General features: G+C 74.5%; 19 protein-coding genes, 1 rRNA gene and 1 pseudogene. 13 read left to right on the top strand and 8 right to left on the bottom strand.

The window, feature by feature from the left end:
• Together rrf and ACYVO2_RS35820 are read left to right on the top strand one after the other, a co-directional pair.
• Positions 1 to 70 (top strand): 5S ribosomal RNA (rrf, locus tag ACYVO2_RS35825); the annotation flags it as partial.
• A 165-nt stretch (positions 71 to 235) separates the two neighbouring features.
• Positions 236 to 715 carry a GNAT family N-acetyltransferase gene (locus tag ACYVO2_RS35820; RefSeq protein WP_461012297.1) on the top strand — a complete coding sequence of 160 codons (480 nt, stop codon included), beginning with the start codon at positions 236 to 238 and terminating at the stop codon, positions 713 to 715.
• Between the two features lie 3 nt (positions 716 to 718).
• Here the strand turns inward: ACYVO2_RS35820 and ACYVO2_RS35815 are convergent, their stop codons facing one another.
• The 5 genes from ACYVO2_RS35815 to ACYVO2_RS35795 are packed head-to-tail and all read right to left on the bottom strand — an operon-like array spanning position 719 to position 6,216.
• Positions 719 to 2,029, bottom strand: coding sequence for a DUF58 domain-containing protein (locus ACYVO2_RS35815; protein ID WP_461012296.1), 1,311 nt, complete (start codon positions 2,027 to 2,029; stop codon positions 719 to 721).
• 6 nt (positions 2,030 to 2,035) lie between these two features.
• Positions 2,036 to 3,019 (bottom strand): AAA family ATPase, encoded by a 984-nt coding sequence (locus ACYVO2_RS35810; protein ID WP_461012295.1) that lies wholly within the window; start codon positions 3,017 to 3,019, stop codon positions 2,036 to 2,038.
• Positions 2,998 to 4,188: a DUF4350 domain-containing protein gene (locus ACYVO2_RS35805; RefSeq protein ID WP_461012294.1), complete on the bottom strand. Its 1,191-nt coding sequence runs from the start codon at positions 4,186 to 4,188 to the stop codon at positions 2,998 to 3,000. Before ACYVO2_RS35805 ends, ACYVO2_RS35810 begins: the two co-directional genes overlap by 22 nt.
• Positions 4,185 to 4,856, bottom strand: coding sequence for a DUF4129 domain-containing protein (locus tag ACYVO2_RS35800; protein WP_461012293.1), 672 nt, complete (start codon positions 4,854 to 4,856; stop codon positions 4,185 to 4,187). The genes ACYVO2_RS35805 and ACYVO2_RS35800 overlap by 4 nt, the downstream gene beginning before the upstream one ends.
• A 4-nt stretch (positions 4,857 to 4,860) precedes the next feature.
• Positions 4,861 to 6,216, bottom strand: coding sequence for a DUF7544 domain-containing protein (locus tag ACYVO2_RS35795; RefSeq protein WP_461012292.1), 1,356 nt, complete (start codon positions 6,214 to 6,216; stop codon positions 4,861 to 4,863).
• A 197-nt stretch (positions 6,217 to 6,413) separates the two neighbouring features.
• Here ACYVO2_RS35795 and mtnA point away from each other — a divergent pair.
• The 7 genes and pseudogenes from mtnA (at position 6,414) to ACYVO2_RS35760 (ending at position 15,062) form a co-directional block, all read left to right on the top strand.
• Positions 6,414 to 7,537: pseudogene (gene mtnA, locus ACYVO2_RS35790) on the top strand (S-methyl-5-thioribose-1-phosphate isomerase).
• A complete protein-coding gene (mtrA, locus tag ACYVO2_RS35785) occupies positions 7,534 to 8,211 on the top strand; it encodes a two-component system response regulator MtrA (RefSeq protein WP_461012291.1) in 678 nt (225 codons plus the stop codon). The pseudogene mtnA and the gene mtrA overlap by 4 nt, the downstream one beginning before the upstream one ends.
• Position 8,212: 1 nt before the next feature.
• Positions 8,213 to 10,294 (top strand): MtrAB system histidine kinase MtrB, encoded by a 2,082-nt coding sequence (gene mtrB / locus ACYVO2_RS35780; RefSeq protein ID WP_461012290.1) that lies wholly within the window; start codon positions 8,213 to 8,215, stop codon positions 10,292 to 10,294.
• Positions 10,284 to 12,086, top strand: coding sequence for an LpqB family beta-propeller domain-containing protein (locus ACYVO2_RS35775; protein WP_461012289.1), 1,803 nt, complete (start codon positions 10,284 to 10,286; stop codon positions 12,084 to 12,086). The genes mtrB and ACYVO2_RS35775 overlap by 11 nt, the downstream gene beginning before the upstream one ends.
• A gap of 73 nt (positions 12,087 to 12,159) precedes the next feature.
• The gene (locus ACYVO2_RS35770) at positions 12,160 to 12,849 is read left to right on the top strand and encodes a ComF family protein (RefSeq protein ID WP_461012288.1); all 690 of its coding nucleotides are present in this window, start codon (positions 12,160 to 12,162) and stop codon (positions 12,847 to 12,849) included.
• Positions 12,850 to 13,355: 506 nt separating this feature from the next.
• Entirely contained in the window at positions 13,356 to 14,045 is a 690-nt protein-coding gene (gene hpf, locus ACYVO2_RS35765; RefSeq protein WP_461012287.1) for a ribosome hibernation-promoting factor, HPF/YfiA family, read from the top strand.
• Positions 14,046 to 14,333: 288 nt separating this feature from the next.
• Positions 14,334 to 15,062, top strand: a complete 729-nt coding sequence (locus ACYVO2_RS35760; protein WP_461012286.1) for a response regulator — start codon at positions 14,334 to 14,336, stop codon at positions 15,060 to 15,062.
• A 61-nt stretch (positions 15,063 to 15,123) separates the two neighbouring features.
• Here the strand turns inward: ACYVO2_RS35760 and ACYVO2_RS35755 are convergent, their stop codons facing one another.
• Complete coding sequence (locus tag ACYVO2_RS35755) at positions 15,124 to 16,338, bottom strand: winged helix-turn-helix domain-containing protein (RefSeq protein WP_461012298.1); 1,215 nt, start codon at positions 16,336 to 16,338, stop codon at positions 15,124 to 15,126.
• Between the two features lie 62 nt (positions 16,339 to 16,400).
• The gene (locus tag ACYVO2_RS35750; RefSeq protein WP_461012285.1) at positions 16,401 to 16,985 is read right to left on the bottom strand and encodes a GNAT family N-acetyltransferase; all 585 of its coding nucleotides are present in this window, start codon (positions 16,983 to 16,985) and stop codon (positions 16,401 to 16,403) included.
• 220 nt (positions 16,986 to 17,205) lie between these two features.
• On the opposite strand from ACYVO2_RS35750, the gene secA reads away from it, so the two are divergent.
• A complete protein-coding gene (gene secA / locus ACYVO2_RS35745) occupies positions 17,206 to 20,028 on the top strand; it encodes a preprotein translocase subunit SecA (protein WP_461012284.1) in 2,823 nt (940 codons plus the stop codon).
• A gap of 74 nt (positions 20,029 to 20,102) precedes the next feature.
• Here secA and ACYVO2_RS35740 read toward each other — a convergent pair whose 3' ends face one another.
• Entirely contained in the window at positions 20,103 to 20,474 is a 372-nt protein-coding gene (locus ACYVO2_RS35740) for an Rv3235 family protein (protein ID WP_461012283.1), read from the bottom strand.
• A 600-nt stretch (positions 20,475 to 21,074) separates the two neighbouring features.
• Between ACYVO2_RS35740 and ACYVO2_RS35735 the strand changes: the two genes are divergently transcribed.
• The 3 genes from ACYVO2_RS35735 to ACYVO2_RS35725 all read left to right on the top strand — a co-directional run.
• Positions 21,075 to 21,581, top strand: a complete 507-nt coding sequence (locus tag ACYVO2_RS35735) for a DUF6912 family protein (RefSeq protein WP_461012282.1) — start codon at positions 21,075 to 21,077, stop codon at positions 21,579 to 21,581.
• 35 nt (positions 21,582 to 21,616) lie between these two features.
• The gene (locus tag ACYVO2_RS35730; protein WP_461012281.1) at positions 21,617 to 22,270 is read left to right on the top strand and encodes an HAD family hydrolase; all 654 of its coding nucleotides are present in this window, start codon (positions 21,617 to 21,619) and stop codon (positions 22,268 to 22,270) included.
• 37 nt (positions 22,271 to 22,307) lie between these two features.
• A partial coding sequence (locus ACYVO2_RS35725; protein ID WP_461012280.1) for an aldehyde dehydrogenase family protein occupies positions 22,308 to 22,676 on the top strand: 369 nt, incomplete at its 3' end.

The raw sequence follows: 22,676 nt of genomic DNA, 5'->3' as shown, positions 1-22,676 counted from the left end.
GGAAGCTAAGCTCTACTGCGCCGATGGTACTGCGGAGGGGACTTCGTGGGAGAGTAGGACACCGCCGGACTCACTTTCAGAAGGGGCTTCGGTTCCAAGGTCTTCGGACCTGGGGAACCGGAGCCCCTTCTTTTTTTGCGTTGAGGCGCGGGGTCGCCGACAGGCACCATGAGACATGGTTTCCTCCCGCCCTCGCTACGACATCAGGCCGGTGACCGCAGAGGAATGGCGTCCCATGCGGGACCTGCGGCTCAAGGCGCTGAGTGACCCGCTGAGCCCGCTCGCCTTCGGCGAGACCTACGCGGCCGCCGCGGCCCTGCCTGAGGGCGAATGGCGGGCGCGTGCGGCCGCCAGTGAGCGCGGTGAGCGGGCTGTCACCTTCGTCGCGGTGACGGACGGCGGGGCCTGGGCCGGGATGGCCACCGTGGTGGACGAGAGGGAGCTCAAGCACTGTTCCCAGGCCCAGGTGGTCGGGGTGTACGTCCCGGCGGAGCACCGCGGTGCCGGGGGGCCGGCCGAGGAGCTGCTTCGGGCGGTCGTCGCATGGGTGTGGGGGCGCTGGGACGTCGAGCGGATCCGGCTCCACGTCCACGAGGAGAACCGGCGGGCCCACGCCTTCTACCTGCGGCTCGGATTCGCCGCCACCGGCGGCCACCGGCTCGCCTCCGGCACGGCGCCGGGCAGGCACCTGGAGCTGGAAGTCGCGCGCGGCTGATTGTCAGAGGCGCCCGCTAGCCTTCAGAGCAAGGTAGGCGTCCGCGAGAGCGGGCGGAAGAGTGCTGGGTGGGGCGTCCACCACGGTCACGCCGTGGCGGGAGAGCCGGTGGGAGGTGTGGCGCCGCTCGGCGCGGGTCTGCTCCGCGGCGGCGGCCTCGTACACGCGGTCCAGGGTGCCGCGGGCTCGGGCCATCTCCTCCAGGCGCGGGTCCGCCACGGAGGCGATGAGCACCTCGTGCCGGTGGGTGAGCCGGGGCAGCACGGGGAGCAGCCCCTCCTCGACGGGGGCGGCGTCGAGGCCGGTGAGCAGGACGACGAGGGAACGGCGCGGAGCACGTTGCAGCACGGCGGCGGCCAGGCCACGGGCGTCGGATTCGACGAGCTGGGGTTCCAGCCCGGCCATCGCGGTGACGAGCGAGGGGAGCAGATCGGTGGCCGAGCGGCCCTGCACGGAAGCGCGGACCCGGCGGTCGTAGGCGAGCAGGTCCACCCGGTCGCCGGCGCGGGAGGCGAGCGCGGCCAGCAGCAGCGCCGCGTCGAGCGCCGCGTCCAGGCGGGGGGCGTCGCCGACACGGCCGGCCGAGGTGCGGCCGGTGTCCAGGACGATCAGGATGTGGCGGTCGCGCTCCGGGCGCCAGGTGCGTACCGCCACGGACGAGCGGCGGGCGGTGGCCCGCCAGTCGATGGAGCGGGTGTCGTCCCCGGGGATGTACTCGCGCAGCGAGTCGAACTCGGTGCCCTGGCCGCGGATCAGCACCGAGGTGCGGCCGTCGAGCTCGCGCAGGCGGGCCAGTTTCGAGGGGAGGTGCTTGCGGCTGGTGAACGGCGGCAGGACACGGACGGTCCAGGGGACGTGATGGGAGCCCTGGCGGGCGGCCAGCCCCAGCGGGCCGGTGGAGCGGATGGTGACCCGGTGCGCCCGGCGGTCGCCCCGTCGGGTCGGGCGCAGCACGGTGGTGACGCGTCGGCGCTCGCCGGGTGGCACGGTCAGGCGGTGCCGTGAGGCGGCGGTCTCGGTGCCGGGCGTCCAACTGCTGGGGGGCCAGGCGTCGCGCAGGTGGGCGCGGACCGGGCGGCGGCCGGGGTTGGTGACGGTGAGGGTGACGGACGCCTGCTCACCCAGGCGGACGGCGGTGTCGCCGGAGCGGGCCAGGTGCAGGGAGCGGACGCCCCCGGCCAGGGCGAGGTCGGCGAGGACGCCGAGGAGCAGGGCGCCCTCCACGGCCAGCAGCCCGTGCCAGCCGGGCAGGAGCAGGCCGACCACGAGCGCGCCCAGTGCCGCGAGGAGAGCGGTCCTTCCGGTGATCGCCATGGCGGGTCAGCGCGGGACGGGGACGTTGGCGAGGACGGAGCTGATGACGGAGTCCGCGGTGACGCCCTCCATCTCGGCCTCGGGCCGGAGCTGGACACGGTGGCGGAGCGTGGGCAGCGCCAGGGCTTTGACGTCGTCGGGGGTGACGTAGTCGCGTCCGGTGAGCCAGGCCCAGGCGCGGGAGGTGGCGAGCAGGGCGGTGGCGCCTCGGGGGGAGACGCCGAGTGTGAGGGAGGGGGATTCGCGGGTGGCGCGGCACAGGTCCACGACGTAGCCGATGATCTCCGGGGAGACGGTGACCTCGGCGACGGCGGCGCGCGCGGCGTCGAGGTCGGCGGGCCCGGCGACCGGGGTGACCCCGGCGGCGGCCAGGTCGCGCGGGGAGAAGCCTTGGGCGTGGCGGGTGAGGACCCGGATCTCGTCGTCCCGGCCGGGCAGGGGGAGGACCAGCTTGAGCAGGAAGCGGTCCAACTGGGCCTCGGGCAGGGGGTAGGTGCCCTCGTACTCGACGGGGTTCTGGGTGGCGGCGACCAGGAACGGCTCGGGCAGGGGGCGGGGCACGCCGTCCACGGAGACCTGGCGTTCCTCCATCGCCTCCAGCAGGGACGCCTGGGTCTTGGGTGGGGTGCGGTTGATCTCGTCGGCGAGGAGGAGGTTGGTGAAGACGGGGCCGGGCTGGAAGGAGAACTCCGCGGTGCGGGCGTCGTAGACCAGCGAGCCGGTGACGTCGCCGGGCATCAGGTCGGGGGTGAACTGGACGCGCTTGGTCTCCAGGCGCAGCGCGGCGGCCAGGGAGCGGACCAGGAGGGTCTTGGCGACGCCGGGGACGCCTTCGAGCAGGACGTGTCCGCGGCACAGCAGGGCGACGACGAGCCCTGTGACGGCCGGGTCCTGGCCGACCACAGCCTTGGCGATCTCGGTGCGCAGGGCCTCCAGGGAGGCGCGGGCGCTGTCGGCGGTGGGGGCGGTCACGTGCTGCGTACCTGCCAATCGTGTAGGGAGGCCGTGAGGGCGTCGAGGTCGTCGGCGAGGCGGACGAGCGCGGTGTCGTCCTCGGGGGCCGGGCCGTACAGGAGGGAGCGTACTTGCGGTGCGGGGGCGTCCACGTGGGCGGCCACCGCGGGAACGAGGGCCTCGGGGTCGTGGACGCGGGAGAGGGGGACGCCGACGAGGGGGCCGAGGCGGGCGCGGGCGGCCTGGCGCAGGGCCTCGGCGGCGCGGGCGCGGGCGCCGGCCCTGCGGTAGAGGCGGGCGCGGCCCTCGGTGGCCTCGGCGGCGCGGACGGTGACGGGCAGCGGCTCGGGGACGACGGGGCCGAGGCGGCGGGCGCGCCACAGGGCGGCGACGGCCGCGGCGACGCCCAACTGCCAGGCGCCCCAGCGCCAGTTGTCGGGGACGAGGTCGAGGAAGCTCTCGTCGCCGCCGCCGACGGAGTCGTCGCTGGGGGAGGGGAGGTACCAGACGAGACGGGGGTGGGAGCCGAGGAGTTGCAGGGTGAGGGAGGCGTTGCCCCGGTCGTCGAGGCGGTGGTTGTACAGCGGGTCGGGGGCGCCGAGGACCACGGTGTCGCCGGGGCCGGCGCGGTCGGGGACGCGCAGCAGGGACGGCAGTCCGGAGGAGGGGTAGCACGCCTGTGTGCCGGGGCCGGCGCCCGACGGGTCGTAGACGTAGCCGCCGAGGTCGGCGGTGCCGGCGCGGCGGGCGGCGGGCAGGTCGCAGTCCGGGGCGAGGTCGCCGACGCCGGTGGCCGCGACGGCCCGCACACCGGGTGCGAACTCCTCGACGGCCTCGGGGCCGGGGGCGACCAGGACAGTGCGGCCCGCGCCGCCCGGGGTGGCGTCCCGCAGGAAGTCGATCTGACGGGAGGTGAGGCGGTCGGGGAGGGCGACGAGGAGGGTGGTGCCCGGTCCCGCGGCGGCCGCGGCGTCGGCGGTGGTGGCGACGAAGTCGACGGTGACGCCCCGGTCCCTGAGCAGTTCGGCGGTGGCGCGGCTGCCGTGGCGGTCGGCGGAGCGCGGGTCGAGGCGGCCGTGGTGCTCACCGGAGCGGACGGCGGCGTAGGCGAGGGCGAACACGAGCAGGATCAGCAGGGCGGCGAGCAGGCCGCGGTGGCGGGTCCACAGCAGGCGCGCGGTGGGCGAGATCGAGGTGGTGGTCACCGGGGGGCACCGCCGGGGAGGGAGGTGAGGCGGGGTTTGGCGCGCCTGAGGTCGGTGTCCAGGTCGCGCAGGCGCTGGTGGGTGTGCTCGGTGGCGGTGCGGCCGCCGTAGGTGACGTCGTCGAAGGCGCGGGCCGCGTCGCGGAGGCGTTCGGCGTGGTCGGGCAGGGCCCGTCCGGCCGCGGCGGCGGCCTCGTCGGCGGTGCGGCCGGGGCGCGGGTCCAGCAGGGCGCGCTCCTCCAGGTCGCGGACGATGGCGCGCATGCGCTCGCGGACGGCCTCGTCCCACCGCTGCGCCGCGGCGTGCCGTTCGGCGGCGGCGCGGTGGTCGGCGGCGGTTCTCGGGCGGGCGTCGAACAGCGCCTCGCCCGCGGTGGCGGCCCCGCGGAGCCTGCCCAGGCGCAGGCGCAGGGCGACGAACGCGAGCAGCGCGACGGCGACGACCACGGTGATGCCGACCCAGCCGCCGGGGGTGGCGCCCGAGGCGGTGGAGAGCAGTTCGCCGACCCGGTCCCAGAACCAGTCGATGGCGCGTTGCAGGAGGTTGGGGTCGTTCTGGTGGTAGACGGGCTTGGACAGCTCCCGCTCGGCCGCTTCCCTGGCGGGGTCGCGCGGGACGGTGACCGGGACGTCGGCGCGCAGGGCGTAGGCGGTCAGGCCCCCCGTCACCGCGTCAGCTCCCGGGGACCGCCGGGCCGCCGGCGGGGTGGCCGGGGCCGGGGGCCTGGTCGCCGTGGACGGGGACGCCCGCCGCCCTGGCCAGCTCCAGGTCCAGCGCCTCGCGGCGGATGCGCTGGTCGATGTAGAGGAGGGTGGCCACGCCCGCGCTGATGGGGAAGGCGACGGTCATGCCGAGGGCGGCGCCGATGCCGGTGACCGTGAGCGCGGCGATGCCGAGGTCGCTGGACGCCTCGCCGGTGAAGAGACCGCCGACGGTGTCCCCGCTGATCAGCAGCGACAGCACGGTGAACGGCGTCTGCACCACGCTGGCGACCAGCGTCGTGATGATCACGCTGAGCAGTTGGATGCCGAACACCCGCCACCACGAGCCGCGCACCAGCTTGGTGGAGCGGGCCATGGCCTTGCGGACGCCCTGCTTCTCCAGCATCAGCGTCGGGGAGGACAGGCTGAGGCGGATCAGCAGCCACACGGCGACGCCGAAGCCGGCGATGCCGCCGAGGACGAGCAGGGTGGCGCCCAGGGCGTCGGAGCCGGCGATCAGGGCCAGCACGCCGGGCAGCAGGGCGACGGCGAGCACGGCGGCGCCGATCAGCGGCACCAGGAAGGTCAGGCCGAGCAGCCTGCCCAACTGGGGCTTGGCGTCGTTCCAGGCGTCGGCGGTGGTGACCGGGCGGCCGAGCACGGAGCGGCTGACCACGATGGTCAGCATCGCGGTGACGACGAGGGTGCCGAGCAGGGTGATGATCTGGGCGACGCCGAGCCCGGCGAACACGCCGCCGAAGACGTCCATGGTCTCGTCGAACGTGGGGTCGGGGTCGTTCTCGAGCCGGTCGAGGTCGTCGTCGATCCCGTTGAACGCCCACCAACTGATCACGGTGCTGATGGCCTGGGTGATCAGGGCGACGACCAGGGACACCCCGAGGACGGTCCGCCAGTGGGCGCGCATGGTGGACACCGCGCCGTCGAGGATCTCGCCGACGCTGAGCGGGCGCAGCGGGATCACCCCGGGCTTGGCGGCCGGCGGGCGGCCCCAGCCGGGCCGGAACGCGCCGGGCGGCGGCGGCCCGCCCCAGCCTCCCGGCCCCGGTCCCGCGGGCCCGCCCCAGTTGGGCGGCGGGGCGCCGGGGCCCTGGGGCGGCGGGGTGGGGCCGCCCCAGCCGGGAGCGGACCACTGCGCGGGCGGGGGCTGCTGCTTGGACCACTTCGGCGGGGCGCCGCCCTCGGCGGGCGCGCCGTCACCGGGGCCGCCGGCGGGCGGGGCGTCGGCGGGGGTCGGGTCGGGGGCAGCCTGGTCCCGGGCGTCGTCGGGCGGCGGGGAGGGCGAGGCCCAGCCCGGCTTCTCGGTCATCGCTGCTGCTCCTTCGTGGGTGTGGCGGCCCGGTGACGCCGATGGCCCCATCGTGCCATGGCTGCTCGCACTGGTACCCGACCGCTCCCTGGGCGGCCGGCCGCGGTGTGTCACCCGTACGGCGGAGCGCGGTGTTGATCATCTTTTCGTGGTTCACGCCATTCATTCGGGGCGGTGGTAGAGGGCAGACTGGAGAGATGGCTGCTGATCCCGCGTACAGGCCCGGCGCTCCCGGCTCCGTCCCGTCCGGCGTTCCCGCGCTGCGATGGGAGGAGCCGCCGGAGGGGCCGGTCGTCGTGCTCCTGGACCAGACCCGGCTCCCCGCGGAGGAGGTGGAGCTGTTCTGTACGGACGTGCCCGTGCTGATGGAGGCGATCAGATCGCTGGCGGTGCGCGGCGCACCGCTGCTCGGCCTCGCCGGGGCGTACGGGGTGGCGCTCGCCGCGGCCCGCGGCTTCGACGTGGACGAGGCCGCCGAGCTGCTCGCGCACGCCCGGCCCACCGCCGTCAACCTGGGCGTCGGCGTGCGGCGTGCGGCGGACGCCTACCACGCGCGGCTGCGCGAGGGCGGGTCGCTGAGCCACGCCGCGGCCGCCGCGCTCGCCGAGGCCCGGGCGATGCACCGGGAGGACGCCGAGGCCAGCGCGGCGATGGCGCGCTCCGGCCTCGAACTGCTCGAGCACCTGGCGCCCGGCGGCGGGTACCGGCTGCTGACCCACTGCAACACCGGAGCGCTGGTGTCGGGCGGCGAGGGCACGGCGTTCGCGGTGGCGCTGGCGGCGCACCGGGCCGGGGCGCTGCGCCGGCTGTGGGTGGACGAGACCAGGCCGCTGCTCCAGGGGGCGCGGCTGACCGCGTACGAGGCGGCGCGCAACGGCATGGCGTACACGCTGCTCGCGGACGGGGCGGCCGGGTCGCTGTTCGCGGACGGGCAGGTGGACGCGGTGCTGGTGGGCGCGGACCGGATCGCGGCGGACGGCAGCACCGCGAACAAGGTCGGCACCTACCCGCTCGCGGTGCTGGCCCGGCACCACGGTGTGCCGTTCGTGGTGGTGGCGCCGACGACCACGGTTGACCTCGGCACCCCGGACGGGGCGTCGATCGAGGTGGAGCAGCGGGCCGCGCACGAGGTGGCCGAATTCCATGGGGTCGCGGTGGCGCCGCTGGGCGCTCAGGCGTACAACCCGGCCTTCGACGTCACCCCGCCGGAGTTGATCACGGCGATTGTTACCGAAAAGGGCGTGGTGTCCCCCGTGGAAGGTGGCTCGCTGGCGGCCTGTGCCACAGGTCACGATCGGGTAATGAGACGATGAAGATATGAAGGGACGCGTCCTGATCGTCGATGACGACACCGCACTCGCCGAGATGCTCGGCATTGTGCTGCGCGGGGAGGGGTTCGAGCCGTCATTCGTTGCCGACGGCGACAAGGCCCTCGCCGCTTTCCGGGAGACCAAGCCGGATCTTGTGCTCCTTGATCTGATGCTGCCCGGCCGCGACGGGATCGACGTCTGCCGGCAGATCCGTGCCGAGTCCGGCGTGCCGATCGTCATGCTCACCGCCAAGAGCGACACCGTGGACGTGGTGGTGGGCCTGGAGTCGGGCGCGGACGACTACGTGATCAAGCCGTTCAAGCCGAAGGAGCTGGTCGCGCGGGTGCGGGCCCGGCTGCGCCGCGCCGAGGAGCCCACCCCCGAGCAGCTCACGATCGGCGACCTCGTCATCGACGTGGCCGGCCACTCGGTCAAGCGCGAAGGCAAGGCCATCGCGCTCACCCCGCTGGAGTTCGACCTCCTGGTGGCCCTGGCCCGCAAGCCGTGGCAGGTCTTCACCCGCGAGGTGCTGCTCGAGCAGGTGTGGGGCTACCGGCACGCCGCGGACACGCGCCTGGTCAACGTGCACGTGCAGCGGCTGCGCTCCAAGGTCGAGAAGGACCCGGAGCGGCCGGAGATCGTGGTGACCGTGCGCGGCGTCGGGTACAAGGCGGGACCGGGCTGAGGTGAGCCAGGGGCACGGCCCCGCCTCGGCGGGGAGCGGCACGCGGCGGGAGTGGTCCCTGTGGCGCGGCTGGATCGGCGGCCTGACCGGGAGGGCGTTCGCGCGCGGCCGGTCGCAGGGGGCTGGGCCGTGGCGCCTGCTGGTCCGGCGTGCGCGGCGGCCGGTGCGCCTGGTGACCCGCGCCTGGCGGCGTTCCATCCAGTTGCGGGTGGTCGCCACCACGCTGCTGCTGTCGCTCGGCGTCGTCCTGCTGCTGGGCGTCGTCGTGATCGGGCAGGTGCGCAACGGCCTGCTGGAGGCCAAGCGGCAGTCCGCGCAGAGCCAGGCGCTCGGCGGCTTCACAGCGGCGCAGGACCGGGCCGCGCAGGCCCAGGACGCGCGTGCCGAGGCCGGCGCCGCGTCCGGCACGGCCGTCGAGGGCGCCGGCACGGTGGACTCTGGGGCGTGGCTGAACGACCTCGTCGAGCAGCTCGCCAGCGGCGGCCAGGGCCTGTACGCGGTGGTGGCGCTCGGCTCGGACTACCCGGGCCCTTTCACCGAGACGTCCCCCGGCGCCCGCAGCCCCCGCGCGACCGGCAACGTGGACCCCGACCGCAGCATCCCCGAGGACCTGCGGCTGGCCCTCGACGGCGACGAGCAGGACGTCCACGAGCAGTACACGCAGATCGTCCGGTACGGCAGCGCCGAGCGGGAGCCCGCGCTCGTGGTCGGCAAGCGCCTGACGGACATCAACAACAACCCGTACCAGTTGTACTACCTGTTCCCGTTCACCCAGGAGGAGGACACCCTCAACCTGGTGAAGGGCACCCTGGCCACCGCGGGGGTGTTCGTCGTGGTGCTGCTCGGCGCCATCGCGTGGCTGGTGGTGCGGCAGGTCGTCACGCCGGTGCGGATGGCGGCGCGGATCGCCGAGCGGCTGGCGGCGGGGCGCCTCCAGGAGCGGATGAAGGTCACCGGCGAGGACGACATCGCGCTGCTCGGCCAGTCGTTCAACAAGATGGCGCAGAACCTCCAGGTCAAGATCCAGCAGCTCGAGGAGCTGTCGCGGATGCAGCGCCGCTTCGTGTCGGACGTCTCGCACGAGCTGCGCACCCCGCTGACCACCGTGCGCATGGCCGCCGATGTGCTGCACGACGCGCGCGAGGACTTCGACCCGGTCACCAAGCGCTCCGCCGAACTGCTGGGCACCCAGCTCGACCGGTTCGAGTCGCTGCTGTCCGACCTGCTGGAGATCAGCCGCTTCGACGCGGGCGCCGCGGCGCTGGACGCCGAGCCGGTCGACCTGCGGGACGTGGTGCACCGGGTGGTGGAGGGCGCCGAGCCGCTGGCCGAGCGCAAGGGCACGCGGCTGGTGGTGCGCGGCGCGGAGCGGCCGGTGGTGGCCGAGGTGGACGCGCGCCGGGTGGAGCGGGTGCTGCGCAACCTCGTGGTCAACGCCGTCGAGCACGGCGAGGGCCGGGACGTGGTGGTCCGCCTGGCGGTGGCCGACGACGGCTCCGCCGTGGCCGTCGCCGTCCGCGACTACGGGGTCGGCCTCAAGCCCGGCGACGCGTCCCGGGTGTTCAACCGCTTCTGGCGGGCCGACCCGGCGCGCGCCCGCACCACCGGCGGGACGGGGCTGGGCCTGTCGATCGCGCTGGAGGACGCCCGGCTGCACGGCGGCTGGCTCCAGGCGTGGGGCGAGCCCGGCGGCGGCTCCCAGTTCCGGCTCACCCTGCCGGCGGCGGCGGGCGGCCCGCTGCGCGGCTCACCGTTGCCGCTCGAGCCCACCGACTCCCGGCGCCACCGCGGGCTGAACGCCACCGGCGCGCCGTCCCGCGTGGCCGCCCCCGTGGGCGCCTCCGCGCTCTCCAGCGCGCACCGCCCGCTCGGCCTGCCCGTGCCGCCGCGGCCCGCGTACCCGCCGCCGCCCACGGTCGGCCCGTCCGCGCTGCCGGGGGGCGAGAACGGGGAGGGGCCGACCGTCTCGCGCGTCGTCGGGCGCACCGGCCCTTCGCAGAGCGGCGCACGCCGGAGCGCGAGCCCGGCGGATCAGGGGCCCCCGCACGCCACTCCGGAAGAGGACGAGCCGCATGCGCCCTGAACCGTCCGTTCGGCGCGGCCCCGCCGCGCTGGTGCTCGCCCTGCTCCTGCTGGTGAGCGGCTGCGCCTCCATGCCCGGCGAGGGCGCGGTGACCAAGGTGGACGAGTCGCCGCGCGCCGACACCGCCTCCCGGGTGCGGGTCTTCGGCGTCCGGCCGCAGAACGGGGACTCGCCGCTCCAGGTGGTGCGCGGCTTCCTGGAGGCCGTCACCAGCGACGAGGCCGGATACGAGACCGCGCGGCTGTACCTGACCAAGGAGCGGCGCGGGCGCTGGAGGCCGGAGGCGGGCATCACCGTGCTGGCCGGCAGCCCGGCCCTGCAACCCGCCAGCAGGCGGCAGCAGGACATCGACGACGTGGCCCAGGTCGGCCTGTACGGGCAGCGCGCCGCCCTGGTGGACGGCAACCACGTCTACCAGGCCCGCCAGGGCGAGATGCACGCGACGTTCGCCCTCGCCAAGGAGAAGGGCCAGTGGCGCATCGACCGGCTGCCCGACGGACTGGTGCTGAGCAGGGCCGACTTCGAACGCATGTACCACTCGGTGAACATGTACTACTTCGCGGCGCCCACCGCGAGCGGCGAACGCGAGGTGCTCGTCCCCGACCCCGTGTACCTGCGCCAGATCGACCCCGTGGCCTCCGCGGTGCGGTCCCTGATCGACGGGCCCACCCGGTGGCTGTCCCCCGCCGTCGTCTCCCACTTCCCGCGCGGCTCCGCCCTGGCCGGCGACCGCCCGCTGGAGTTGAAGGAGTCCGAGGGGCGGCTGCGGATCCGCCTCGACGTGCCGCGCCGGGTCAACGCGGACGACTGCCGGCGCATGGCCGTGCAACTGCTGCGGACCGTGCGGGAGCAGACCACCACCAAGGTCGGCTCCGTCGAGCTCGCCCTCGGCGGCAGGGCCGCGCGCTCCTGCACGCTCACCGCGGAGGAGCTCGCCCGCTACGAGCTCCAGGGCGACCCGAGCGCCCAGCCCGGTCAGTACTTCATCGACCCGCGGGGCCGGCTGGTGCGGCTCGACGGCGACGAGGACGAGGCCGCGCCGGTGCCCGGACCGTTCGGCGAGGGCCAGGTGGAGCTCAGGCACGCCGCGGTGCGCCTCGACGGCCGGGGCGCCGCCGGCGTACGCGGCGACGGCCGGGCGCTGTACCTCGCCGACTTCGAGGACGGCACCGAGGCCACCGAGGTCCTCACCAGCGGCGCGGCCGGCGAACGGGACGGGCTGAGCGCGCCGAGCTGGGACGGGCTCGGCGACCTGTGGGTGGCCGACCGCGACCCGGACAACCCCCGCCTGCTGGTGCTGCGCGGCGATCTGACGATCACCGTGAACGTGCCCGACCTGGGCAGGGGGCGCATCGAGTCGCTGCGGGTCGCGGCGGACGGCGCGCGGATCGCGCTGGTGGTGCGGACCGGCGACCACACCACGCTGCAACTCGGCCGGGTGGAGCGCGGCGGCAGCGAGCACGTGCCGGCGATCTCGGTGAAGGACCTGCGGCCGGTGGCGCCCCAGCTCGAGGACGTCGCCGCGGTGTCCTGGGCGGGGCAGAGCCGGCTGCTGGTGGTCGGACGGGAGTCGCAGGGCGTCCAGCAGATGCAGTACGTCGACACCGACGGCTCCGTCCCCGACATCCCGACGCTGCCCGCGATCAGCGGCGTCACCGCGGTGGCCGCCCCGCCGAACCAGAACCAGCCGCTGCTCGCCGACTCCGACGAGGGCATCTTCCGGCTGCGCCCCGACTCCAACTGGCGGCAGGTGGAGCCCAAGGAGGGCAACTCGCCGGTCTACCCGGGGTAGGCGCGCGGGCGTCCGGCGCGGAGTTGTCCACAGGGCCTGGCGGGGCCGTCGCGCCCCCGGCACAGTGATGGGCATGCGGGAGTGGCTCGGGAACCTCGCCGACCTGGTCCTCCCGACCGACTGCGCCGGGTGCGGACGGTCGCGCGGAGGGCTGTGCGACCGCTGCCGGGACCTGGTGCGGGGACCGGGCGGCCGCCGGGTGCGCCCCGTCCCCGCCCCGCCCGGGCTGCCCCCGGTGTACGCCGCCACCGGGTACGGCGGCGCGGTCAGGGCGGTGCTGCTCGCCCACAAGGAGCGGGGCGCCCTGCCGCTCGCCCGGCCGCTGGGGGAGGCGCTGGCGCGCGCGGTGCGGGCGGCGCCGGTGCCGCGCGACGCGGACGTGCTGCTGCTGCCGGTGCCGTCGGCGCGGGGCGCGGTCGCCGCGCGCGGGCAGGATCCCACCCGCCGCATCGCGCTCGCGGCCGCGGGAGCGCTGCGCCGCGACGGCCTGCCGGCGCGGGTGGCCCGGGGACTGCGGCAGCGCCGGCCCGTGGCGGACCAGTCCCGCCTCGACCCCGGCGAGCGCTTGGCCAACGTGGCCGGTGCGCTCCACGTCCCGGACGGGGCGCGGGCGCGGCTGCGGGGTGCGCCGGTGGTCCTCGTCGACGACCTGCTGACCACAGGGGCGACCCTGGCCGAGGCGACCCGCGCCGCCCGCGCCGCGGGGGCCCGGGTCGCCGCCGCGGCGGTGGTCGCGGCTCCGCCGGGAGCGATGTGGGGCTGATACGCGTTGTCCCGGTGAAGGGTTGGTGGGCGATCGACGGGAGGAGAGGGTGAGCGGCCGGCTCCTCGATGGGGCCGGCGGGGCCGGACGGGCCGTGCCGCGGAGGTCACCCGGATGAACGGAAGGACGGGTCAGGGGTGCCGGTGGGCGTGGGGCGGAGCTATGTTCGGTGTGGGAGCCAAGACCGCTATGCGGGGTTTGAGCTGTGTTCCGGAGGTATACCGGTATGCGTTCGGGACCTTGTTCCCGGATCCCGGGGGCCGAACGGCCCCCGGTGCGTGGACAGCCCCGTGCGGCGGTCGGGGTGCTGGAACGGCCGCACGGCACACCGTGAGGGCTCCCCGTCGGACCGGGTGGGTTGTGACGCGGTGGGCGGGGGAGGAGGAGGTGAGAGCCGCGACACCGATCTTCCCGGCGATGGCCGGCCGAGGTGGGTGGAGCAGAAGGACTCAGGGCCGAGGGGCCGGGAGGCCCGTCGGCGCGGAAGCAAGCGATCGGAGTTCTGCGTGGACATCGTGGTCAAGGGCCGCAAGACCGACGTGCCGGAGCGATTCCGCAAGCACGTGGCCGAGAAGCTGGAGAAGATCCAGAAGCACGACGGAAAGGTGATCAGCCTGGACGTCGAGGTGTCCAAGGAGCCGAACCCCCGGCAGGCGGACCGTTCGGACCGGGTGGAGATCACCCTGCGCAGCCGGGGCCCGGTGATCCGCGCCGAGGCGGCGGCCAGCGACCCGTACGCGGCGCTGGACCTCGCGGCGAGCAGGCTCGAGGCGCAGTTGCGCAAAGTGGCGGACAAGCGCAGGGTGCACCGCGGAGGCAGCCGCACCCCGGTCAGCGTCGCGGCGGCCACGGCCCCGCTGGCGGCCGAGGCCAACGGGCGGCAGGCCGAGGCGCAGCAGACCGCGGACGAGCGTGAGGTGCCGACCACCAGGGTCGGGCCGCTGGAGGTCCGCGGCGAGGGGCCGCTGGTGGTGCGGGAGAAGACCCACGCGGCGGCGCCGATGTCGCTGGACCAGGCGCTGTACGAGATGGAACTGGTGGGCCACGACTTCTACCTGTTCATCGACACCGACACCGGGCTGCCCAGCGTGGTCTACCGGCGGCACGGCTACGACTACGGCGTCATCCACCTCAAGGCGGACCCGTCGAGCGGCGAGGTGGAGCCCGCGGGCGCGGGTGGTGCGCTGGGCGGCTGACCGCCGGGCAGATCGACGGAGAACGCGAGGCTGTCCCGCCCCGGCCGGGGCGGGACAGCCGTCCTCGCCGCCGGTCGCGGCGGATCCGGGGCCGGGGAGGCCGGTGGCCGGGCCGGGGTCGATTTCCGGCAACGCCCCCGGCGGTGCCCGGGGGCGGCGTCGCTGGTCGCTCCGCCCGGTCCGGGCCGGGGCTTGGCCGGAAACAGGTTGTTGACGGGCGTGTGAGGCCCGTATGTCACCGTGTCGTGGAATCATGGCGGCACGGCGAAGAGCTCAAGGGGAGGGCGGATGGCGGACAGTTCCGAGGCCGCGTCCGTGGGAGTGGGCGGCCCGAAGGAGCGGGCCGGGGCACGCCAGGAGCCGATCCGGGTCCTGGTGGTGGACGACCACGCGCTGTTCCGGCGGGGGCTCGAGATCGTGCTGGCGCAGGAGGAGGACATCCAGGTCGTCGGCGAGGCCGGGGACGGCGCCGAGGCGGTGGACAAGGCCGCCGATCTGCTGCCGGACATCGTCCTGATGGACGTCCGGATGCCCAGGCGCGGCGGCATCGAGGCGTGCACGGCCATCAAGGAGGTGGCCCCCAGCGCGAAGATCATCATGCTGACGATCAGCGACGAGGAGGCCGACCTCTACGAGGCCATCAAGGCGGGCGCCACCGGATACCTGCTCAAGGAGATCTCCACCGACGAGGTCGCCACCGCCATCCGCGCCGTCGCCGACGGGCAGTCGCAGATCAGCCCCTCCATGGCGTCCAAGCTGCTCACCGAGTTCAAGTCGATGATCCAGCGCACGGACGAGCGCCGCTTCGTTCCCGCGCCCCGGCTCACCGACCGCGAACTCGAGGTGCTCAAGCTCGTGGCCACCGGCATGAACAACCGCGACATCGCCAAGGCCCTGTTCATCAGCGAGAACACGGTGAAGAACCACGTGCGCAACATCCTGGAGAAGCTCCAGTTGCACTCCCGGATGGAGGCCGTGGTCTACGCGATGCGGGAGAAGATCCTCGAGATCCGGTAGGGCCCGGCCCTCCGGGCCCGCCCGCAGGACCCGCCCGCAGGACCCGCCCCGCCTCCCGGGTTCAGCCGACCGCGGCGGAGACCGCGGCGGTCATGGGCTCGGCCAGCTCCGCCGGGGTCACCCGCTCCACGGCCACCGAGGTGCAGCCGACCCATCCGGCGGCCTCCACCAGCGCCGCCGCCATGGGGGCCACCGCCTTGGGCGTCTCCAGCGACACATGGCGGGCCACCAGCGTCCGGCCCTCGCGCGCCGGGTCCACCCGGCCCAGCAGCCTTCCGCCGGACAGCAGCGGCATCGCGAAGTAGCCGTATATCCGCTTCGGCTTGGGCACGTACGCCTCCAGCCGGTGGGTGAAGCCGAATATCCGCTCGGTGCGGGCCCGGTCCCAGATCAGCGAGTCGAACGGGGAGAGCAGCACCGTGCGGTGCCGCCCGCGCGGCGGCGAGGCGAGCGCCGCGGGATCGGCCCAGGCGTTGGCGCCGCCGCCCGCCCCGCCGCCCGGCCGGTCCCACCCCTCCACCCGGACGGGCACCAGACCGGAGTCGGCGACCACCCGGTCCACCTCCTCGGCCCTGAGCCGGTGATAGTCCGCCAGATCCGCGCGCGTGGCCACGCCCAGCGAGGCGCCGGCCAACGCGACCAGGCGGCGCAGGCACTCCCGGTCGTCCAGGTCGTCGTGGCGGAACCGGTCGGGCACGGCGCGCTCCGCCAAGTCGTACACCCGCTTCCAGCCGCGCCGCGTCACGCACACCACCTCACCGTGCATCAGCGCGCGCTCCGCCGCGACCTTCGCCGCGCTCCAGTCCCACCACGGGCCGCCGTTCTTGGCGCCGCCCAGTTCGGTCGCGGTCAGCGGGCCCTTGTCGCGCAACTGCTCCAGCACCGTGTCGTAGACGCCGTCGGGCAGGTCGTGGTGCCAGCGCTCGTGGGCGCGGTAGGCGCGGCGGCGGAACGCGAAGTGCGGCCACTCCTCGACGGGCAGCACACACGCGGCGTGCGACCAGTACTCGAACGCGGTGGGCTCCCCGCCCGACGCGCCCGGCCGCCCCCAGTACGCCGACTCCACCGCCTCCCGGCCCACCGCGCCGAGCCGGGCGTAGGGCACCAGCTCGTGGGAGCGGGCCAGCACCGAGATGGTGTCCAGTTGCACGGCGCCCAGGTGCCGCAGCACCCCCCGCACCCCGCCGCTGCGGTCCGGCGCGCCCAGCAGCCCCTGGGCGCGCAGCGCGATCCTGCGGGCGTCGTCGGCGGTCAGTGTCAACTGCGGTGCGGGCATGGTCGCGGTCATGCGGGCAGCCTAGAACCCGCCACCGACAATCGGCCGTTCGCGGGTGACCCTCACGCGTGCGGCAGGTACGGCGCGCCCGGGGCGAGCCCGACGTCGGACGGCAGCAGGGCGCCCACCCACGCGTCCCGCCGGGTCCCGGAGTGGGCCAGCCGCGAGCGCAGCGTCCCCTCCACGACGAACCCCGCCGCCTCGGCCACGTGCCGGGACGCGGTGTTGCCCACCTCGGCCAGCCACTCCAGCCGCTCCACGCCCAGGACGGTGAACGCCCACCGGGCCACGGCCCGCACCGCCTCCGCGGTGTAGCCGCGCCCGCGCTGCTCCCCGGCCGTCCAGTAGCCGATCTCGGCCATCCGCTCCTCGGTGTTCAGCAGGTCGAGGCGCACCAGGCCGACGGAGGAGACCAGCTCCCCGGTGTCGAGGGTGAAGGAGCCGAAGTTGAACAGCGTCCCCTCCCGCCAGCCCCGCGGGCTGAGGTCGCCCACGAAGCCCTCGGCGTGCTCCCGTGTGTACGGGGAGGGCACCCGGGTCCAGCGCTGGATCTCCGGGTCCTGGCAGGCGGCGAGGACGGCGGGGGCGTCCTGGGGGGTGAAGGGGCGCAGGAGCAGGCGTTCGGTGGTGAGGGTCACGGGTTCCATGCGCGGAGTATTCCTCGCGCCCTTGACCGGGCCGCACCATTTTTCCCGCGGGGGTTGTCCGACCGGGCGGCGCATCCCGGGGATGACACGGGTTCCGTGGGATGACGGACCTCCCAAGGGTAGTGCCACCTCGCATACCATGGCCGTGCGGCGGGGTGCCCCCCGCCGCCTCGGCGCGCCTGAGACGCGCGAGGTCCGTTTCGCCAAGGAGCCAGCTTACGTGTCCGTCTTCGACAAGATCCTGCGTGCGGGTGAAGGCAAGATCCTGCGCAAGCTGCACCGCATCGCGAACCAGGTCAATTCCATCGAAGAGGACTTCGTCGACCTGACCGACGCCGAGCTCCGGGCCCTCACGGACGAGTACAAGGGGCGGTACGCCGACGGCGAGTCGCTGGACTCGCTGCTCCCCGAGGCGTTCGCCACGGTCCGCGAGGCCGCAAAGCGCGTGCTCGGCCAGCGCCACTACGACGTGCAGATCATGGGTGGCGCCGCCCTGCACATGGGGAACATCGCGGAGATGAAGACCGGTGAGGGCAAGACCCTCGTCGGCACGCTCCCCGCGTACCTCAACGCGCTCTCCGGCAAGGGCGTTCACCTGATCACGGTCAACGACTACCTCGCCGAGCGCGACTCGGAGTGGATGGGCCGCGTCCACCGCTTCCTGGGCCTGGAGGTCGGCTGCATCCTCGCCAACATGCCGCCGTCCGAGCGCCGCAAGGCGTACGCGTGCGACATCACGTACGGCACCAACAACGAGTTCGGCTTCGACTACCTGCGCGACAACATGGCGTGGTCGAGGGAAGAGCTGGTGCAGCGCGGCCACAACTTCGCGATCGTCGACGAGGTCGACTCCATCCTGGTCGACGAGGCCAGGACCCCGCTGATCATCTCCGGCCCCGCCGACCAGGCCACCAAGTGGTACGCCGACTTCGCCAAGCTGGTGGAGCGCCTGGAGCGCGGCGAGGCGGGCGGGCTGAACAAGGAGGAGACCGGCGACTACGACGTCGACGAGAAGAAGCGCACCGTCGGCATCCACGAGCGCGGCGTCGGCAAGGTCGAGGACTGGCTGGGCATCGACAACCTCTACGAGTCCGTCAACACCCCGCTGGTCGGCTACCTGAACAACGCCATCAAGGCCAAGGAGCTCTACAAGCGCGACAAGGACTACGTCGTCATGGACGGCGAGGTCATGATCGTCGACGAGCACACCGGCCGCATCCTGGCGGGCCGCCGCTACAACGAGGGCATGCACCAGGCCATCGAGGCCAAGGAGGGGGTGGAGATCAAGGACGAGAACCAGACCCTCGCCACCATCACTCTCCAGAACTTCTTCCGTCTGTACGACAAGCTGTCCGGCATGACCGGTACGGCCATGACGGAGGCCGCCGAGTTCCACCAGATCTACAAGCTCGGCGTGGTGCCGATCCCCACCCACCGCCCCGTGGCCCGCGCGGACCGCTCGGACCTGATCTACCGCACCGAGGAGGCGAAGTTCGACGCGGTCGTGGAGGACATCGTCGCCCGGCACGAGAAGGGCCAGCCGATCCTGGTCGGCACCACCTCCGTGGAGAAGTCCGAGTACCTCTCCCAGCAGTTGCGCAAGCGCGGCGTGCCGCACGAGGTGCTCAACGCCAAGCACCACGAGCGCGAGGCGCAGATCGTCGCCCAGGCCGGGCGCAAGGGCGCGGTCACCGTGGCCACCAACATGGCGGGCCGCGGCACCGACATCCAGCTCGGCGGCAACCCCGACCACCTCGCCGAGGCGGAGCTGCTCCAGCGCGGCCTGTCCCCGACGGAGACGCCCGAGGAGTGGACGGCCGCGCTGCCGGCGGCGCTGGAGAAGGCCAAGGCCGCGGTGAAGGCCGAGCACGAGGAGGTCACCTCGCTGGGCGGCCTCTACGTGCTGGGCACCGAGCGGCACGAGTCCCGCCGGATCGACAACCAGCTCCGCGGCCGCTCCGGCCGCCAGGGCGACCCGGGTGAGTCCCGCTTCTACCTCTCCCTCGGCGACGACCTGATGCGGCTGTTCAAGGCGCAGCTCGTCGAGCGCGTCATGTCGATGGCGAACGTGCCCGACGACGTGCCGATCGAGAACAAGATGGTCACCCGCGCCATCGCCTCGGCCCAGTCCCAGGTCGAGCAGCAGAACTTCGAGATCCGCAAGAACGTCCTGAAGTACGACGAGGTCCTCAACCGGCAGCGCGAGGTCATCTACGGCGAGCGCCGCCGCGTCCTGGACGGCCAGGACCTGCACGAGCACGTGCGCCACTTCATGGACGACACCATCGAGGCGTACGTCCGGGCCGAGACCGGCGAGGGCTTCGCCGAGGAGTGGGACCTGGACAAGCTCTGGAGCGCGTTCGGGCAGCTCTACCCGATCAAGGTCACGGTCGAGGAAGTCGAGGAGGCCGCGGGCGGCCGGGACTCGATCGAGCCCGACATGATCATCGAGATGGTCCAGGAGGACATGCACGAGCAGTACGACGCCCGGGAGAAGCAGCTCGGCTCGGAGATCATGCGCGAGCTGGAGCGCCGGGTGGTGCTGTCCGTCCTCGACCGCAAGTGGCGCGAGCACCTCTACGAGATGGACTACCTCCAGGAGGGCATCGGCCTGCGCGCCATGGCGCAGCGCGATCCGCTGGTGGAGTACCAGCGCGAGGGCTACGACATGTTCCAGGCGATGATGGAGGGCATCAAGGAGGAGTCCGTCGGCTACCTGTTCAACCTGGAGGTCCAGGTGGAGCAGCAGGTCGAGGAGGTCCCGGTGGCCGCGGACGCGGTGGACGGCGCTCCTTCGCTGGAGAAGAAGGAGGACGCGGTGCCGGCCGGCGCCGCGCCGCGCCCGGCGATCCGCGCCAAGGGCCTGGAGGCCCCGCAGCGCCCGGAGCGGCTGCACTACGTCGCCCCGACGGTGGACGGCGAGGGCGGCGTGATCGAGGGCGACTTCGAGACCGGCGCCGGCGAGGAGGACGCGGCCCAGCCCGCGGGCCAGACCAGGGCCGAGCGGCGCAAGGCGCAGAAGGGCCGCCGCCGCAAGAAGTGACGGCGTGAGCGCCCGGGGCGGGGGCGGTTCCTTCGGGGACCGCCCCCGCCCCGCCGTGTGCGGGCCCGTCCCGCTCACCCCGCCTGGACGGCCGTGCACCGCCAGCGCCGGTCGCGGCCCTGCTCCAGCCGGAACGCCAGCGCCCTGGACCGGCCCGCCGCCCGGACCACCGCGCCCACCTCGAGCACCCCGGGCAGCGGGGCGAAGTGGCGGCAGGCGAGCACTTCGGGGCTGGGGTCGCGCGGCCCGTGCCGCAGTTGTCCCTCGTGGGCCAGCGCCCAGAGCTGCTGGTAGACCTCGCCGCTGGTCACCCGCAGCAGCGTGGTCACCGAGCGCCGCCCGGTCAGCGTGTCGAGCAGCGCCTGCGCGAACCAGCGCCGCACATCACGGGCCGCCGCGCGGCGGGCGCCCTCGCCCTGCTGCCGCGCCTGCGGGCGGCGCGTCACGGCGGCCGCTCCGGTGCCCGCCGCGGCAGGGCCCGCCGCCCCGGTCCCCGCCGCCCCTGTGTCCGCCGCCCCTGTGTCCGTCCGTCGCGCGGCCGTCGGCCGGACGTCCGCGGGGCGTGCGTCCGGCCGACGGGTGTCCGGGCGCCTGGAGCCCGGCCGCCGCGAGTCGCCCCACCGCCCCGCGCCCGTCCCCGCGCCCGCCCGCGCCCCCGCCGCCGCCCCGGCCCGCGCCGCCTGCCGCGCCCTGTCGCGCGCCGCCCCACCCGGTCCCTGCATCTCCAGCCACCCCCGTCGGGTCGTACTCTCCGGTAACCACTCGGTGGCGACTCTTCTAGCCAGCCGGGGGCGGCGGCGGCAACGTCCCGCCGCGGCCCGGGCGGACCGCCCGCAGATTCACCTATCAGAGTGAGAGGGTGCCCCTGTGCAGGCCCGATGCGCCGCCGACGGCCCGCCGGGGCCGGCCCGGGGCGCCGGAGGGGCTCACCCGAAGGTGGACGCCCGCGGCGCGGGACCGGCCGCCGGGGGCGGCGCTTATCCTGGTCACGCCCGCCGCCTCGCCGCGGGGCCGTTCGCCGAGACACACGAGGAAGCTGCCTGCCGATGCGCGTGTACATCCCCACCACCCTCCCGGGCCTGGCCAGGGCGCACGAGGCGGGGGAGCTGGGCCCCGGGCCGCTGGACGCCTACGCGGTCACCCCGGGCCTGCGCGAGTGGTACGTCTCCGACGACATCGAGGAACTGGAGTACGTGGCGCTGACCCGCGCCGCCCAGGGCTCGCTGCGGCAGCTCGCCGGTGACCCCGGGGCGCCGCGCCGCCGGGTGGTCGTGGCGGTGGACGTGCCCGACTCGGCGGCCGTGGCCGACCCCGACGTGGGCCTCGACCCCTCGGCGATCGGCGCGGTGCGACTGCCCGGCCCCGTCCCGCTGTCCGACGCGGCGGCCGTGCACGTGGACGCCGAGGACGCCGAGGCGGACGTGGCGGCGGCGGCCGACGCGGTGGGCGCGGCCGACGCCGGGGACGACGACGCCCGGTTCGTCGTGGACGGCGCGGAGGACCACGAGCTGCTGTGGTACGCCACCCAGGAGATCCCCGCGCTGCTGCCCTGATCCCCGTTGTCGGTGGCTGCCGGTACCGTCGTGACGTGAGCCTTCACATCGTCTGGGACTGGAACGGGACCCTGCTGCACGACACCGAAGCGGTGATCGAGGCGACCAACGCGGCGTTCGCCGAACTCGGCCTGCCGCCGATCACCCTGGAGCGGTACCGCGAGCTGTACTGCGTGCCGGTGCCGCGCTTCTACGAGCGGCTGATGGGCAGACTGCCCACCGCGGACGAGTGGGTGGTGATGGACGAGACGTTCCACCGCCACTACTGGGCCCGCGCCGAGGCGTGCGGCCTGGCGGTCGGCGCGGCCGAGCTGCTGGCCGCCCGGCAGGTGGCGGGCGGCACCCAGTCGCTGTGCTCGCTGGCCCCGCACACCGAGCTGCTGCCGCTGGTCCGCCGCTACGGCATCGAGCAGCACTTCGTACGCGTGGACGGCCGCACCGGCCCGTCGAGCGCGGGCAAGGCCGAGCAGATGGTCCGCCACCTCGCGGAGCTGGACGGGATCGCTCCGGAGCGTACGGTGGTCATAGGGGACGCCTTGGACGACGCCCTCGCCGCCGCCCACGTCGGAGCCCACGCGGTGCTGTACTCCGGCGGCTCGCACAGCAGGGCCAGCCTGGAGACGGCCGGAGTGCCCGTCGTGGACAGCCTCACGGAAGCGGTGCAGGTCGCGGAGGACCTGGCGGCCTGACCCGACTGGCCACCTGCTCGGAGCGGAGTCGTTGACGATGGATGCTGTGTCGGTGGTGCCGGTGCCGGTGAACGAGCCGGTGCGTTCCTATGCCCCGGGGTCGGTGGAGCGGGCGCGGTTGGAGGGGCGGTTGAAGGAGTTGGCCGCCTCGCCGCGTGAGTTGCCGATGACGATCGGCGGGGTGCGGCGGATGGGCGGCGGTGGCCGGGTCGATGTGGTGCAGCCGCACCGGCACCGCTGCGTGCTGGGCACGTTCGGCAACGCCACCGGCGAGGATGTCGCCGACGCGGTGGAGGCGGCGTTGGCGGCCGGGCCGGGGTGGCGGGGGTTGTCGTTCGAGGACCGGGCGGCGGTGCTGCTCAAGGCCGCGGACCTGCTGGCCGGGCCGTGGCGGGAGACGATGGCG

The organism is Streptomyces capparidis, from assembly GCF_054782095.1.
The sequence above is the reverse complement of the archived record's forward strand: the minus strand, read 5'-3'. Positions and strand labels throughout refer to the sequence as shown.

Bases quoted from the DNA above. Each gene is read 5' to 3' on its own strand.
- ACYVO2_RS35770 (WP_461012288.1), top strand. From the start codon at position 12,160: ATGCGGGAGTGGCTCGGGAACCTCGCCGACCTGGTCCTCCCGACCGAC.
- ACYVO2_RS35735 (WP_461012282.1), top strand. From the start codon at position 21,075: ATGCGCGTGTACATCCCCACCACCCTCCCGGGCCTGGCCAGGGCGCAC.
- ACYVO2_RS35775 (WP_461012289.1), top strand. From the start codon at position 10,284: ATGCGCCCTGAACCGTCCGTTCGGCGCGGCCCCGCCGCGCTGGTGCTC.
- ACYVO2_RS35755 (WP_461012298.1), bottom strand. From the start codon at position 16,338: ATGCCCGCACCGCAGTTGACACTGACCGCCGACGACGCCCGCAGGATC.
- ACYVO2_RS35815 (WP_461012296.1), bottom strand. From the start codon at position 2,029: ATGGCGATCACCGGAAGGACCGCTCTCCTCGCGGCACTGGGCGCGCTC.
- mtrA (WP_461012291.1), top strand. From the start codon at position 7,534: ATGAAGGGACGCGTCCTGATCGTCGATGACGACACCGCACTCGCCGAG.
- ACYVO2_RS35750 (WP_461012285.1), bottom strand. From the start codon at position 16,985: ATGGAACCCGTGACCCTCACCACCGAACGCCTGCTCCTGCGCCCCTTC.
- ACYVO2_RS35795 (WP_461012292.1), bottom strand. From the start codon at position 6,216: ATGACCGAGAAGCCGGGCTGGGCCTCGCCCTCCCCGCCGCCCGACGAC.
- ACYVO2_RS35760 (WP_461012286.1), top strand. From the start codon at position 14,334: ATGGCGGACAGTTCCGAGGCCGCGTCCGTGGGAGTGGGCGGCCCGAAG.
- ACYVO2_RS35820 (WP_461012297.1), top strand. From the start codon at position 236: ATGCGGGACCTGCGGCTCAAGGCGCTGAGTGACCCGCTGAGCCCGCTC.